This is a genomic window from Enhygromyxa salina, from assembly GCF_002994635.1.
In the GTDB taxonomy this organism is placed as follows: Bacteria; Myxococcota_A; Polyangia; order Nannocystales; family Nannocystaceae; genus Plesiocystis; species Plesiocystis salina_B.
In genome coordinates, this window is sequence record NZ_PVNL01000139.1 from 78,212 (window position 1) to 92,039 (window position 13,828).

Annotated in this window: 10 protein-coding genes; 3 read left to right on the top strand and 7 right to left on the bottom strand. The window is 69.0% G+C overall.

All coding sequences use genetic code 11. From position 1 onward, the window contains the following. Nucleotides 1–9 precede the first annotated feature (9 nt). The gene (locus ENSA7_RS38430; protein ID WP_106094407.1) at nucleotides 10–1,788 is read left to right on the top strand and encodes a DUF6817 domain-containing protein; all 1,779 of its coding nucleotides are present in this window, start codon (nucleotides 10–12) and stop codon (nucleotides 1,786–1,788) included. Here ENSA7_RS38430 and ENSA7_RS38435 read toward each other — a convergent pair. After that, on the bottom strand, nucleotides 1,775–2,626 hold the full coding sequence (locus ENSA7_RS38435; protein ID WP_106094408.1) for a radical SAM protein: 852 nt from the start codon (nucleotides 2,624–2,626) through the stop codon (nucleotides 1,775–1,777). The two genes, ENSA7_RS38430 and ENSA7_RS38435, sit on opposite strands and share 14 nt — an antisense overlap. A 12-nt stretch (nucleotides 2,627–2,638) precedes the next feature. Further along, nucleotides 2,639–4,717 (bottom strand): B12-binding domain-containing radical SAM protein, encoded by a 2,079-nt coding sequence (locus tag ENSA7_RS38440; RefSeq protein WP_106094409.1) that lies wholly within the window; start codon nucleotides 4,715–4,717, stop codon nucleotides 2,639–2,641. A gap of 72 nt (nucleotides 4,718–4,789) precedes the next feature. Between ENSA7_RS38440 and ENSA7_RS38445 the strand changes: the two genes are divergently transcribed. After that, nucleotides 4,790–5,935, top strand: a complete 1,146-nt coding sequence (locus tag ENSA7_RS38445; protein ID WP_106094410.1) for a glycosyltransferase — start codon at nucleotides 4,790–4,792, stop codon at nucleotides 5,933–5,935. Nucleotides 5,936–6,001: 66 nt separating this feature from the next. On the opposite strand, the gene ENSA7_RS38450 is transcribed toward ENSA7_RS38445, so the two are convergent. Both ENSA7_RS38450 and ENSA7_RS38455 read right to left on the bottom strand, forming a co-directional pair. Beyond that, the gene (locus ENSA7_RS38450; protein ID WP_106094411.1) at nucleotides 6,002–7,324 is read right to left on the bottom strand and encodes a beta-barrel domain-containing protein; all 1,323 of its coding nucleotides are present in this window, start codon (nucleotides 7,322–7,324) and stop codon (nucleotides 6,002–6,004) included. Between the two features lies 1 nt (nucleotide 7,325). Beyond that, entirely contained in the window at nucleotides 7,326–9,482 is a 2,157-nt protein-coding gene (locus ENSA7_RS38455) for a peptidase domain-containing ABC transporter (RefSeq protein ID WP_106094513.1), read from the bottom strand. Between the two features lie 335 nt (nucleotides 9,483–9,817). On the opposite strand from ENSA7_RS38455, the gene ENSA7_RS45640 reads away from it, so the two are divergent. Beyond that, entirely contained in the window at nucleotides 9,818–10,081 is a 264-nt protein-coding gene (locus ENSA7_RS45640) for a hypothetical protein (protein WP_106094412.1), read from the top strand. On the opposite strand, the gene ENSA7_RS38465 is transcribed toward ENSA7_RS45640, so the two are convergent. The 3 genes from ENSA7_RS38465 to ENSA7_RS38475 form a co-directional block, all read right to left on the bottom strand. Beyond that, complete coding sequence (locus tag ENSA7_RS38465) at nucleotides 10,072–10,845, bottom strand: hypothetical protein (RefSeq protein WP_146158633.1); 774 nt, start codon at nucleotides 10,843–10,845, stop codon at nucleotides 10,072–10,074. The genes ENSA7_RS45640 and ENSA7_RS38465 overlap by 10 nt on opposite strands. A 611-nt stretch (nucleotides 10,846–11,456) precedes the next feature. Continuing rightward, a complete protein-coding gene (locus ENSA7_RS38470) occupies nucleotides 11,457–12,851 on the bottom strand; it encodes a HAMP domain-containing sensor histidine kinase (RefSeq protein ID WP_106094414.1) in 1,395 nt (464 codons plus the stop codon). Next, a complete protein-coding gene (locus ENSA7_RS38475) occupies nucleotides 12,848–13,516 on the bottom strand; it encodes a response regulator transcription factor (protein ID WP_106094415.1) in 669 nt (222 codons plus the stop codon). Before ENSA7_RS38475 ends, ENSA7_RS38470 begins: the two co-directional genes overlap by 4 nt. Nucleotides 13,517–13,828 lie beyond the last annotated feature (312 nt).

The following is a 13,828-nucleotide window of genomic DNA, read 5'->3' on the forward strand; positions in this document are numbered from 1 at the left end:
CGTCGGCACATGCTCGATCCCACCTTACAAGTCTGCTCCATTGACGGGGTCTGCTACCTCGTCTTCGACGATCGCGTGCTCGTCGTCGAAGGGGTATCGGCTGACGCGCTGCGGCGAGCGCTACGACGACCCGAAGCCGAGCTCGACACCGACCTGCGAGCGGTGCTCGAGGTGTCGGCCGAGCAGCACGCCGAGGGCAGCGCACCCTGGGCTGGGGCTTGGGTTGGGACTCGCCGCGGGCCCGTGCTCGCCGCTCGCGTCACCGTGCTCGGTGACGGACGGCTCGCCCGCTGCGTGGCTGACGAGCTCACCCGCGCGGGCGCTCGGGTGCTGACCAGGCCCGACGCGGGGCCCGAAGCAGCGGGCCTCGAGCTCGACGTCGACCTGGTGTTTTGCTGCCTCGAGGGCGCGTCGTACGAGCGCCTGCTCGCGCTCGAGCGGGCGGCCGCCCGCGCGACCTCGCCACTGGTGTTCATCACCGTCGGCGCCCAGGCGCTGAGCTTCGGCCCACGCGTTGGTGCTCGCTCGCGCGGGTGCCTGGCGTGCAGTCGCGGCGCGCTGCTGCCGATCCCCGCGCAGCTCGCCCAGAAGCTGCTTTCGCAGCTGCACACCCACACCCTCGACGACGGCGCCGCCGCGCAGATGGTCGCCTGCGCCGCTGCGGCGCTCGCCGTGCGCGAGCTCGAGGGCCGGGCCCGCGAGTCCGACGAGACCGTCGTCGAGCTCGCGTGGACGGGTGAGCGCCAGCGTCACCACATCGCCTGCAGCTGCCACCCGACCCGCGCGGCGACCGATCCAACGACTCACACCGCACCCACCCGGTGCGCGACCGTCGAGCCGAGCCTGGCCTGGGCCGAACTCTCGCCGCGGCTGCAGGCGCTCGAGCTCGCGCTCGCGGGCCCCGATGACCGAGATCCGCTCGAGCTCCTCGACCCGGACGTGCCCGCGATGCTGCGCGAGCTCGTCGTCCGCCACGCCGACGATCTCGACCACGCGACTGGAAGCTTCCGCGCCCACCTCGAGGGCACCTGGCGCGCGCTCGTTGGATGGCGACAGCCGCGGATCGTCTGTCGCGCGGGCCTGTTTCACAGCTGCCTCGCGACCAGCTACTACGAGCGCGCGCTCTACCGCCCGTGGGAGCAGCGCGCCCTCGCCCGCGCCATCGGCCCCGAGGCGACGACGCTGGTCCACTTGTTCTGCACGATCGACCGCCCCGCCCTCCACGACGAGCTCGACGCGGTCGACGAGCTGCCCGCTGCCGCCACGCCAGTTCGCAACCGCCACACGGGCGAGCGGGCGTTCGTCCCGGCCCGAGTCGTCGCCGCGCTGCTGCTGATCGAGATCGCCAACGTCGCCGAGCAGTCCGGGGGCGACGACGGCATGCCGAGCGCGTGGATGGCCCGGGCCTCGCGCTGGACTCAATTGGCGACGCCGTGGCTCAGCCCCGCGCTGCCGATCTTCGATCGCGGCACGGCGCGGTTGTCCGAGACCGACGAGCGCGCGGCGATCGAGGCCTACCACGTAGCGATCGAAGTCCTCGAGCGTGACGCCGACGCGGCCCAGTCCGCGCTGACTCGCTGCGCCGCGCACAACCCCTGGGTCGCCGAGCCGTGGCTGCTCCAGGCCCTGCTCGCCGAGCGCCGCGCTGACCTGAGCGCGCGCACGCAGCTGCTCGACGCCGCCGAGTCGCGGCTCGCGAGCTGGCCGCTCGCGTGGGACAAGCGTTACCCCGGGACCCAGTGGCGGGCGCTGGCCCACGCGCTGCGGCGAGGTCCTACTCGGTCGTGACGAACTCGGGGTGGACGAGATCGAGCCAGTCGCGGTGGTCCTCCTCGACCCACAGCCTCAGGCCCTTCTTGTTGAGCTGGCGACCGGGGATCTCGCGACCGAAATTCGACAGGCAGTAGCGACACGCCTGCAGCGGCTTGGACGAGCGCAGGTAGGCCTCGAGCTGCTCGCGCAGCTCCGGGTTGGCGTGGAGCGCGATCGAGTCGGCCTCGCGATTGTCGAACTCGACGCCACATCGACGCAGGCGCGGCTGCATCCACGGCGCGGGCGAGCACTTATAGTAGCGCCCCGCGTAGACCGTGTGGCACGACCACTCGTGGGTCTGGGGGCAATTGTCGTAGATCATCTGTACGCTCGCGTCGTCCTCGATCGCGTGATTGAGCACCGTGACCCGCATGTTCGGTGTGTCCTTGACGAACAGCTCGAAGCCGTGGGCCTCGGCCCGGGCCTCCACCTGCGCCCGGCTCATTCGATACTTGACGCCCGGATACACGCTCCACCACAGCCGATCGATCGAGGCCCAAAACGGCTCCGGGACGCGGTCGAGCAGCACGCCATTGGTCACTACCGTCACGCACTCCGCGATCGGCGAGGCCTTGGCGGTGGCGATGAACTCGAGCAGGTCGGGGTGCAGCAGTGGCTCGCCACCGAGCAGCTTGAGCTCGTGGGTCCGCATGACCCCGGCGAGCGCGTCGAGATCGCGGCAGAAGCTGGCGTGGTCCAGGAACGCCTTGGCCATCAGCGGCGAGGCGTGATCGCAGCCGTAGCAGCTGAGGTTGCAGTGCTCGGTGAGGTTGAACTCGACCGAGGCGACGCGGAGGAGGGGCGCTGAAGTCATGACGGCTCGCGCTCAGGCAGGGGGGTGAGGCTCTTCGTTGCGTCCGAGAAAGATCGTCGTGTCGACGCTGCCCTCGACGCTGGCGACGAGACCCGCGTGGCAGCATCGCTGGATGACCCCGAGGGCGTCGACGCTGTCGTCGACGAGCTCCGCGAGCGCGGCGTCGAGCTCGGTCAAGCTCAGCTCGCGCCCAGCGAGCGCGGCGTAGAGCGCCGCGAATCCTTCACTGACCTGCTTGGCGCTGGCCTGACCGCGGATCCACAGCAGGCAGCCGGGCCCGACCGACGCGGGCAGCGGGTGGACCTCGTAGGCCTCGCGGGGATGAAAGCGCACCCGGGCGCTCGCGGGCACATCGCCCGCGAGGATCCGGCCGTACCAGCCGCCGAGCTGCCGACGACGGCGGATCTCGTCGTTGAGCTGGCCGTATCCGCGGGTCAGGCGAGCCCGGTCCTCGGCTCCGAAGCCCCCGGCCGCCGTGAACGCGACGGTGTTGACCTGCTGGTGGGAGGCCGAGTCGTTGTCGCTGGTCGGACTGCGGTCGTAGAGAATCGTGAGCCCGAAGCGCTCTGGCTCGCGGCCCATCTCGGACGAGCTCGTCAGCGTGAAGTACGAGACATTGAAGTAGCTGACCACGTCGGTGTAGCGGCTACAGAACGCGAGCACCTCCTCGGCCTCGGCAAGCGTCGTCGTGGGGATGTCGATGATGACGTTGACCACGAGCTGCAGGCGATCACCCGCGTCGAGCTCGCGCACGGTCGCAAAGAAGCGCTCGATGTCGGCGCGCCGATAGCCCTTGGCGATGTAGTCGAGCAGGCGATCGTTGGCGCTCTCCATCCCGATCGTCAGCGCCCACCTGGCGCTGCGAGTCATCGTGCGCAGGACCTCGAGGGTAAAGCGCGCGTCGATGTAGGCGTAGCACCAGATCGAGATGTCTTCGATCCCCCGCTCACCCAGCGCGGCGCCGAGCTCGGCCGCGTGGCGGGGCGGGAGCGCGTCGGTGATCAGGTCGAACTGGCGAAAGCCCCGGCTACGAAAGTACGCGAGGTCGTCTGCGACGTCATCGCTGCTGCGCGGGCGATAGCGCGGATCGTCGCTGAGGTTGATATAGTCGCAAAACGTGCACTTTCCCCAGTAGCAGCCCTTGCTGTGCAGGACCGAGAGCACCGTCGACTCACGCTGGTCGGCGGGCAGCTCGTAGCGAAAGTGGTCCTCCTTGCGCAGGCGCAGCGCGGCCGAGCGTGGAGATCGGCGCAGCTCGACCCCGGTCGGGCTCCGGTGCACGACGTTATCGATCCCGGCCATCTCGCGCTCGTCGACGCGGAGCCGCTCGAGCATCTGGCAGACCACGCGCTCGCCCTCGTTGATCACGACGCTGTCGAGAAACTCGAACCCGAGCAGCCCCTCGACGAAGCGCTGATCGAGCAGCGAGACGACCGGACCACCGAAGCACAGGTGGGCGTCGGGCAGCTGCTCGGCGAGGGCGCGGGCGATCAGCAGCGCTGGCAGCAGCTGGGCCGAGAACGGGATCGAGAACCCGACCAGGCGCGGGCGCGGGTCAACCACCGCGCGCTGCAACAGCGGGCCGATGATCGCCAGCAGATCGGCCCCGACCCCGGCGGCGAGGCTGGCCCGCAGCTCGGCGAGGGTCGGCGCGGCGAGGTCTCGCCCCTGATAGAGGAACACCTCGGCGAGCAGCCACTCGAAGTCGGTCTCGCGCGAGCCGTCGAGCAGCGCCTGGCGGCCGTCGGCGCTGGCGAAGTAGTCACCGCGCATCGCGTCGAACACCGCCCGGCGGTAGCTGGAGCGCTGATCCTCGTCGAGGCTCGCCCTGCCGCCGACGTGCTCGCCAACGTGTTCGCCGTGGTGCTCGCCAAGTCGATCAATGGTCGCGCGCGCCCGACCCCGGCGCGCGGCGAACTGCGGGCTGTCGAGATAGGCGTGCGCGGCCTCGCGGTTGAGGTCGAGGACGTCCGCCCGAAACCCGCGAGCGTTGGCGAAGGTGCTGAGGTGATGAGGCGCCGGGTATGGCCAGGCCAGCGAGGTCAACGCGGGCGGCGGGAACACGAAGATCGCGTCGAGGGCTCCACTCACACGACCATCCTATCACGCGACAGGTCCGACCTCGCGCGCCGCGTAACTCGGGACGAGGGTATAAGTGTGACAATGCGGCGCATCGGGCTCATCATCGACACCGAGGCCGGCCACACGATCCCATTCGTGGATCTGGGGCTTCAGTTGATGGAGCACGGCCACGAGGTCGTGTTCATCGGTTTGGCGCAGAGCATCCACCTCGTGCCCCCGAGCTTGCGGTCGGCCTACGTGTCGGTCCTCGACGGTGTCTACGAAGCCGCGACCATTCGCGCCATTCGGCAGCAGGCCCCGCTCGACTTTCCTTGCTACTGGGGCTTCGACGCCCACCTCGAGCGTCTGCTCGACCCTGGCCTGCGCGATCAGCTGCGCGGGCTTCGGGTCGACGCACTGATCGCCAACCCCTTCCTCGGGCTCGAGACGGCGATCGCCGCCGAGCTGGTCGGGGCACCGGCGATCTTCGCGTTGCCGATGATGGGCAGCGATCCGGGGCCACTCGCAAAGATGCACCTCGAGCTGCAGCCGGCGGCCCTGCAGCGGCGGATCATCGAGCTGCTGCAGCTGACCCCCGACGAGCTCGAGGCCGCGCTCGCGCGCTGGCCAGCGTTGATCCTGTGCGCCCGCGAGTTCGAGCTGCCCGAGCTGGTCTACACCGGCGCCCACGCGCACTACGTCGGGCCGTGCCTGCGCGACTACGACGCGGCCAAGCAGCTCGCGGAGCGCGGTGAGCCCGAGACCGTGTACGTCTCGCTTGGCTCGACGCGGGTCCGCGAGACGGCGCCCGCCCGAGCGCTGCTACACGCGCTGCTCGACGAGGCCCGGGCTAGCCCTTCCACGCGGTTCTTCGTCACCGGCGCACCGCCGCCGGGCGAGCTCCCCCCCAACGTCGAGTTTCGGCAGTGGTTCGCCCAGCGCGAGCTCATGCGCAGCGTCCGGGCGACCGTCACCCACGGCGGATTGGGGGGCATCCGCGAGGCGATCGCCGGTCGCCTCGCGCCGATCGTCACCCCGTTCGTGCGCGATCAACCGGACAACGCGAGGCGCGTCGCGTATCACGGTCTCGGGCTCGATCTACACGGGCAGGTCGAGCAGCTTGGGCCCGCGCTGCGGCGGGTCCGAGCCGGGGAGTTCGACGAGCGGGTCGAGGCGCTGCGGCAGCGCTTTCGCGAGCTCGACCGCGCGCGCACAGCCGCGCGAACCCTCGACCAGCTGCTCGCCTGAGCCGAGCACGGGTCTCACGTGTCGGCTTTGTCCCCCGCGAAACTGCCGCACGGCGCGAGCGCGAACTCAATCCGATCGCACCAGGCCGTAGAGCTGGATGAACATGCGCTCGAGCAGGCGTCGATCCGCGGTCACGATCTCGGCGGTCCCGCCCATCCCGTGGCGCAGCTCGAGCGTCTGCCCATGCGTCGTACGCAGGCCATCGGGCAACTCCACGTTGACGAGGTAGACCCCCTCGCTGGCGACCGCAGAGACCGAGCCGACCCGCCCCTCGACCACACCGTGCTCGCGGTAGGGGTAGCCGTCGAGCTTGAGCAACACGCGCTGACCAACGGCGACCTTGCCGGAGTTGAGCTGAGGCATGGTCGCGCGACCGACGAGGGTCTCGGCCTCGGGCAACACGTTGATCACCGCTTCGTCGGCGCTGACCCACTGCTGCGTGGCCCAGATCCGCGCGAGGCTGACCCGGCCCGCCGTCGGTGCGACCAGCAGATAGGCTCGACGCCAGCGCTCGTAGGCCCGGGCCAGGTTCGCGTAGCTGTCGTGGACCTCGCGGACCAGCGCGCGGCGACGGTCGCGGAGGTGAAAGCCGAGCTCGGCGCGGTTGCGACCAAAGCCAACCTGATCGATCTTACTGCGCAGGATCTCCACGTCGGCGGCCTCGAGCGCCCGCTCGCGCGCGCGCACGGTCGCCTCGGCGGCCTCGACCTCGCGGCTCGCGACCACGCCCTCCTCCGCCAGCCGGGTCGCGGCTTTGGCCTCGCGTCGGGCCTGCTCGAGGTCCTCGACCAGGGCCCCACGCTGCCGCCGGATCCGGCCCGCGAGCGCGTCGCTGGTGTCGAGCTGATCGAGCAGCCCCGCGTCGCTGTCGTCGAAGTAGGGGTCGTCGACGAACGCGCGCAGCTCGAGCCAGGCGGACACGAGCTCGGCGTACTCGACGTCGAGCTCGCCGAGCTCGAGCGGGGCGCCGAGCGAGTGGGCGGCGGCGTCGAAGCGCTCGGGCGCCTCGAGCTGATCGGCGAGGGCCTCGAGCAGCTCGGCGACGACGCGGAGATCTTCGCTCCGCGCCGGGTTGTCGATCACCGCCAGCCACTGCCCGCGCTGGACCAGCTCGCCGTCTTCGACCCACAGCTGCGCGAGCCGCCCGCTGGTCCGCGCGACCACGGGCGCGGGCGGGGTCTGGCTCGTGACCGTGACCGGGGCCGCGACAACGTCCGGGTACTCGAGCAACCACGCGGCGACGACCAGGGCGAGGAACACCGCGAACAGCACCGTGTTGCCCCAGCGCAGCACCGCCCCGGGGACGGTGCCGATGAAGTCCTCGAACGCGGCCCCACCGATCCGCTCGTGCGTGCGCTCCGAGGTCTCGCTCTGGCTCGCGTCCGCCATCTCAGCCCCCGAGCTCGAGCTGGTTCTTGACCAGCTGGTAGTAGGTGCCCGCGAGCGCCGTGAGCTCCTCGTGAGTGCCACGCTCGACGACCTTGCCGCGGTCGAGGACGATGATCTGGTCGGCGTCGCGCACGGTGCTGAGCCGGTGGGCGATGACCAGAGAGGTCCGCCCGCGCTGAAACTCGCGCAGGCGATCCATGATCTGGCGCTCGTTGGTCGCGTCGAGGGCCGAGGTCGCCTCGTCGAAGAACAAGAACTGGGGATCGGCGTAGACCGCCCGCGCGATCAGGATCCGCTGGCGCTGGCCCTGGCTGAGCCCGACGCCGTCGCTGCCGATCCGGGTCTTCCACGCCAGCGGCAAGCTCTCGACGAACTCACGCAAGTTGGCGGTCTCGAGCGCGTCGAGCAGGCGCGGAACATCGACCACCTCGAAGCCGACGGCGACGTTGCCGGCGATGGTGTCCGCGAAGATGTGCCCATCTTGCATGACCACGCCACACTGCCGGCGCCAAAACCCGCGATCGAGGTTGTCGAGGGCCAGTGAGCCGACCGTCAGCTGGCCCGCCTCGACGGTATAGAAACCGAGCAGTAGCTTGAGCAGCGTGGTCTTGCCGCTGCCGCTCGCGCCGACCAGCGCGGTGGTCTTGCCGGCAGGGATCTCGAGGTCGACATCGTGCAGGACCCAGCGCGAGCTGCCGGGGTAGCGAAACGACACGCCCTCGGCCACCAGCGAGCGCGCGCTGCCGAGCTCGCGCAGCGCCGGGCGATCTGCCGGCTGCTCCTCAGGGAACTCGTGGATCTCGTCGAGGCGATCGATGCTGAACTTGGCGTCCTGGGCCGCGGACACGAAGGCCAGCGTGCGCTCGAGCGGGCGGGCGACCTGGCCGACGACCCACGACAGCGCGAGCATCATGCCGAGGGTCATCTCGCCAGCGATGACCTCGCGCGCGGCGATGAAGGTGATGACGATGTTCTTGGCCTCGTTGATCGCCATGCTGCCTGCGCTCTGCACCTGCTCGAGCGCGAGCCGGCGCTTGTTGACGCGAAACAGGCGGACCTGGATCTTCTCCCAGTCCCAGCGCTTGCGTCGCTCGCAGTCGTTGAGCTTGAGCTCGGAGATGCCCTCGACGAGCTCGACGAGCGCGTTTTGACTGGCGGTGCGGTGCTCGAAGTGCTCTTGATCGAGGCGCTGGCGCCGGCCCATCAGCGCGACGATCCAACCGGTCGCGAGCGCGGTCCCAATCAGGAACACCGCGAGCACCGTCGGGCTGTAGATCGCGATCACGACCGAGAGCACCGCGACGTTGACGAACGAAAACAGGATCTCGAGCGGACCCGCGGTCAGGAAGGTCTCGACGCGATCGTGATCGGCGACCCGCTGGAGCACGTCGCCGAGCGTGCGGGTGTCGAAGAAGCTCATCGGCAGCCGCAGCAGCTGGGCGAGGAAGCCGGTCAGCATCGCAATGAACACACGCTGGCCGACGTGGAGCAGGATCCACGCGCGGATCATCTCGATCGCGGTGCGCCCGGCGAACAACATCAGCTGGGCGAGGAGCACGGCGTAGACGAAGCCGATGTCACGGGTCCCGATGCCGACGTCGACCAGGGCTTGAGTCAAGAAGGGGAACACCAGCCCGAGCAAGCTGGCGACGCTCATCCCGAGCATCAGCTGAACGATCAGCCGACGGTAGGGGCGAAAGTAGGGCCAGCGCGACGCGAACCCGCGGGTCGCGTGCTGCTCGCCCTCGTGGGTGAAGAACGCGGGCGTCGGCTCGAGCACCAGCGCGACGCCCTGGCCCTCGTCGGCGGTCCAGCGGCGCAACACCTCCTCGCGCGAGAGGATCACCAGGCCAGCGGCCGGGTCGGCCACGCGGACGCGACGCTCGTCGGCCGCGACCACGACCACGAAGTGGTTTTGATTCCAGTGGATGATGCACGGCAGCGGCAGCGCGCTCGCGAGCTGATCGTAGTTGGCCATGACCGCGAGGCTGCGCAGGCCGATCGACTCGGCGGCCGCGGCGACACCGTCGAGCGAGACCCCGTCTCGGGCGATGTCACAGCGCTCGCGCAGGGTCCCCAGCGACCAGTCGCTGCCGTGGTGCCGAGCGATCATCCGCAGGCAAGTCGGCCCACAGTCCATCGCGTCGTGCTGACGCATGGCGCGAAACGAGGAGCGGAAGCTTGGCGCGCGGTCGACCATCGTGAGCTCGCCCGACGAGACGCGCCGCTCGGCGACGGCCGAACCTCCGGCCTCGCAGCCGTGGCCCAGATGCTAGCGAGATCAGACACCGCGTGTCCCCCCTTCGCCGCGCCCATCTCGGCTCCGGAGGTTGGTGCCGCCCAGGACCGCAGGGCCAGCCTCGCGCATCCGTCGCGCCACCCCGGTCGCGCGGCTTGGTCCTCAGATAGGCTCGGGCGCCGCTGAACACTGGCCCAGGGCCAGGTGAGCCAGAAGCCTCGGCGGGCTCGCCAGCCCTCGACTGCACCGAGCTAGTGGAGCTCGGTCCGCTCAACCCCGTCGACGCACACAGCGGCGCCTTCGTGGGCATCGACGTCCGCGACCACGAAGACTCCGACGCCCTCATCTCGGCCTACGAGGAAGGCAAGCAGGCGACCTCGAACGTAGACACCGGTTCGGACGAGGCAATGAAAGTGGACGTCGAGGTGGAGCGAGGAGTCGGCGCGCTGAATGAAGGTCAGCGCGCCGAACTGAGCGTCCTCGACCGGAGGCTGCCGGGGAGCGCGAACTACTCGTAGACCACGGCGCCGGTGTTGCTGGTGTCAAACCTGAGCTTGTATCCGCAATTCCCAGATACGTAGGGGTCCCAGCCCCCGCTCGAATCGCTGGGGTCGGTCGACAGGCACCAGCCGTTCCCCCCGTCCTGTCCCCAGGTCTTGATCTTGTCGTAGTGGTCGGCCTCGCTGTACTCCCACAGCGTGACGTAGTCGATGAACATGGCGTCGCTTCCGTTGGTCTCGACGTAGATCCGGTCGGGCTGCTTCTCGCTCGAGAACTCCCAGGACGTGCCGTACTCGCACCACCTGGCGTAGTCGACGACCCGCTCGCCGAGCTTCGTCGAGCCGTCATACAGCGACACGGTGACGTCGTTGGAGGTCCCCTCGTTCTCGATCGTGCTCCGCCCACAGTCGAGCTTGACGGTATAGACCCACTCGAGCGGCGACGTGATATAGGCGTTTTCGTTGTCGACATCGAACCGGAACGCCTCTTGGCAGCCGGCGTTCGGATCGAGGTAGTTCGACCAACCGCTGGCGTCATTGGCGTCAGTCGAGAGGCACCAGCCATCGCCGCCGGTGACCCCATACTTGGAGATGGTGTTGCCCGTGCAAAACGAGCCGGAACAAGTATAGTACAGCTCGAGCCAGTCGAGGAACAGCGCGTCGTCGGAGTGGGTCTGAATGATCACGTCGGTGATCCAGGCCTCGTCCCCCCAACTGTCGAAGGACCAGGCAAGCGAGCTGGGGTCATCGTCGTCGATGCAGTCGTGTGCCTCGAGGGTCATGCTCGTCGATTGATAGAGGTAGTTCCCCGCCCACAGCGTGACATGAAAGGGGTCTTGCGATGCGCGCTCCGTCGAATTTCCGGGCCCGTTCATACAACTGAGCTTGAGCATATTCGGACCGTCCCCGGTCTCGGCGAGCGCTGGCTTGGGCATGAAGACTCCCGCGATGAGGGTGGCGATGGTGAAAGCGAGCTTGGCTGAACGCATGCCGATCCCTTCAGCAAGATGGGTGCCGTCGTAAAGTCGCTTGTCTGGTCGGCGCGCCGCTTCTCGAGCGACTGTCGGGGACCGTCGCAATCGTCAGCGACCGACGGCGACGGTTCGGCATGGCTCGAGACCGAGCGCCCGTGAGTGGGCCCGGGAGCTCGCGCAGTCGTGCAGCTCCTCGACGCTCGACCGGCACGGCACCGGACCGCCAGCTGCCCGGACCAAGAACTCGGTGGCGCGATGTTCACACCCCGCCGACCCTGGGTTGGATGTCTTAGCCGCTCGAGTGCCAAGGTCGGCGCTCGCGCATCGCACTCGACTGCACGTGTCGTGTGGACTTGGCTTCTCGCCACAGCGTCGGCTGCCAGCGTCGAGATGAGCCTATCATCTCCAGGTTGACGGTCTCACCGCGGGAGACTTTGGTCAGCCCCCATCGGAAGGATTGGCAAGCGAACCACAAAGCACGCACCCAAGCTCGATCCGCGCTCCAGCTCCAAGCTACCGCCGTGGTGGATGGCGATCTCGCGGGCAATGGTGAGACCGATACCAGTCCCCGGACGCCCGCTCGCCCGCTCGCTCGCGCCGCGATAGAACGGCTGAAAGATCTGCTCGGCGTCGCGCTCGAGGACCCCGACGCCGCGATCACGCACCAGCAACATCGCGGTAGGGCTCGGGCTCGCGTCGCAGGGCCGTCCTTCGAGATCCACGCGGCTACCCGGCGGCGCGTGGCCGATCGCGTTCTCGAGCAGGTTGCGGATCAACCGAACCAGATCCATGGGGTCGGCGCGGACGGCCATCGGCTCGACGCGGATCACCACGTCGACCTGGTGGCGCTCGGCTTCAGCGGCGAGCATCGCCGCGGCCTCGTGGCTGACCTGGGCGAGATCGACGACCGTGGACGGCAGCGCGGGCACCCGACCGATCCGGGCCAGGGCGAGCAGCTCGTCAGTGAGGGCCTTGAGCCGCCGGGTCGCGTCGAGCGCCTCCTCGATCGAGCGTCGATACTCCTGGGCGTCACGCGAGCGGCGGAGCGCGTGGGAGAGCTCGCCGTAGAGGGCCGTCAGCGGTGAGCGCAGCTCGTGGGCGGCGTGGGCGATGAAGTCACTGCGGGCGCGCAGCAGCGTGGCGAGGCGCTCGATCATCGCGTCGACGTCGCCTGCGAGCTGGACGATCTCGGGCGCGGCCCGGACCTTGCCCACGCGCGCGTCGAGGTCGTGGGCCCAGATCCGGCGTGCAACTCGGGCGATGCGATCGTGGACCCGAGTGAGGCGCCGAACGACGTCGGAGGTGAGCAGGATCGTGGCCAAGAACGCGATCCCGAACACCAGGCCCATGACCCGCGCGAGGTACAGCGAGTCACGATCGAGGTCGCTGCGGGGCGCGGCCAGAAGCAAGACGACGCCAGCGTGACCCGGGATCTCGATGACCAGGCCGCGCAGGTGCTCACCTTGGAATTCAAAGTCGCCGAGCGGACGCCCGAGCTCGCGGACGGCGGGCGGCGGACCCTGCCAGGACACCGTGGCGTCGAGCACGGTGCCGTCTTCGGCGTAGAGCGCGGCGTACTTGGTCAACGGCCCGACGTCATCGGGGCTCGGGCCGAGCCGCGGTGAGATCCGCAGCCGGTCGGCCCCCGAGTGGGCGATCTCGGCTGACTCTTCCCGGGCCTCACGGCCGAGGGCCTCGTCAAACTGGCGCTGCTGGCTGGCGTCGACCAGCAGGTTCACGCTGGTGAACGCGGCCGCCAGCGTGATCAGGTTGACCGCCGAGATGGCGCCGACGAAACGGGCGCGAAAGCTCATGGCTCGGCCTCCCCGCGGAGCCGGTAGCCCTTGGCCCGCACGGTCTCGATCAGGCTGGCGTGGACGCCAAGCTTGTCGCGCAGCCGGCTGATGTGGACGGCGACGAGGTTGGACTCGGGATCGAAATTCATGCCCCACACGCGCGAGAGCAGCTCGGAGCGGGTCACGACCTGATCGGCCCGCTGGACCAGGTAGAGCAGCAGGGTCATCTCGCGCTCGGTCAGGTGGAGCGGCCGCCCGGCGACCAGGACCCGGCGCTCGAGTCGATCGACGTCGAGCGGGCCGAGGCGTACCCGGCCCTGCTGGATCGTGCGCCGGAGCACGGCCTCGAGCCGAGCGAGGAACTCGTCGATCTCGAACGGCTTGACCAGGTAGTCGTCGGCACCCGAGCGCAGGCCCAAGACCCGCTCGTTGAGCTCGCCCCGGGCGGTCAAGATCAGGATGGGGATCATGCAGCCTTGCTCGCGGAGCCGGCGGCACACGCTGACACCGTCGATATCGGGCAGCATCCAGTCGAGGACCATCGCGTCGTAGACCCCGCTCGACGCTCGAGTGATGGCCTCGAGCCCCTGGGCACAGGTGTCGGCGACATAGCCCTCCTCGATCAGCACACGGGCGATGAAGCGGGCCAGCTTGGCGTCGTCCTCGACGACCAATACCTTCACTCAGAACCTCCGAGCATTGGTAGACCCTACCTTTCTCCAACAGAAAAATGTGGGATGCCGGTAGGGCCCCCCGTTCAAACCGTGCGTGCGATTTTCCCGCACACGGCTTACCAGTGGCCTCTCCGAGACGGGACTCGAACCCGCTGGAGCGGTGCAGCGTGAACGACAAACTCGCCTGGCTTTCGCCAGCCGCGCTCCCCGTTCGTCAGGACGCACCATCGCGGGAGGCTAGCACGATCTTCGAACTGCCTATCTACGAACCCGATCCTATCGGCGAACATTACGAACATGTAATCCAGACTTAATCTCGAT

Coding starts and splice junctions, on each gene's coding strand:
- ENSA7_RS38455 (WP_106094513.1), bottom strand. CDS start 9,482: ATGCGTCAGCACGACGCGATGGACTGTGGGCCGACTTGCCTGCGGATG.
- ENSA7_RS38450 (WP_106094411.1), bottom strand. CDS start 7,324: ATGGCGGACGCGAGCCAGAGCGAGACCTCGGAGCGCACGCACGAGCGG.
- ENSA7_RS38430 (WP_106094407.1), top strand. CDS start 10: ATGCTCGATCCCACCTTACAAGTCTGCTCCATTGACGGGGTCTGCTAC.
- ENSA7_RS38435 (WP_106094408.1), bottom strand. CDS start 2,626: ATGACTTCAGCGCCCCTCCTCCGCGTCGCCTCGGTCGAGTTCAACCTC.
- ENSA7_RS38445 (WP_106094410.1), top strand. CDS start 4,790: ATGCGGCGCATCGGGCTCATCATCGACACCGAGGCCGGCCACACGATC.
- ENSA7_RS38465 (WP_146158633.1), bottom strand. CDS start 10,845: ATGACCCTCGAGGCACACGACTGCATCGACGACGATGACCCCAGCTCG.
- ENSA7_RS38470 (WP_106094414.1), bottom strand. CDS start 12,851: ATGAGCTTTCGCGCCCGTTTCGTCGGCGCCATCTCGGCGGTCAACCTG.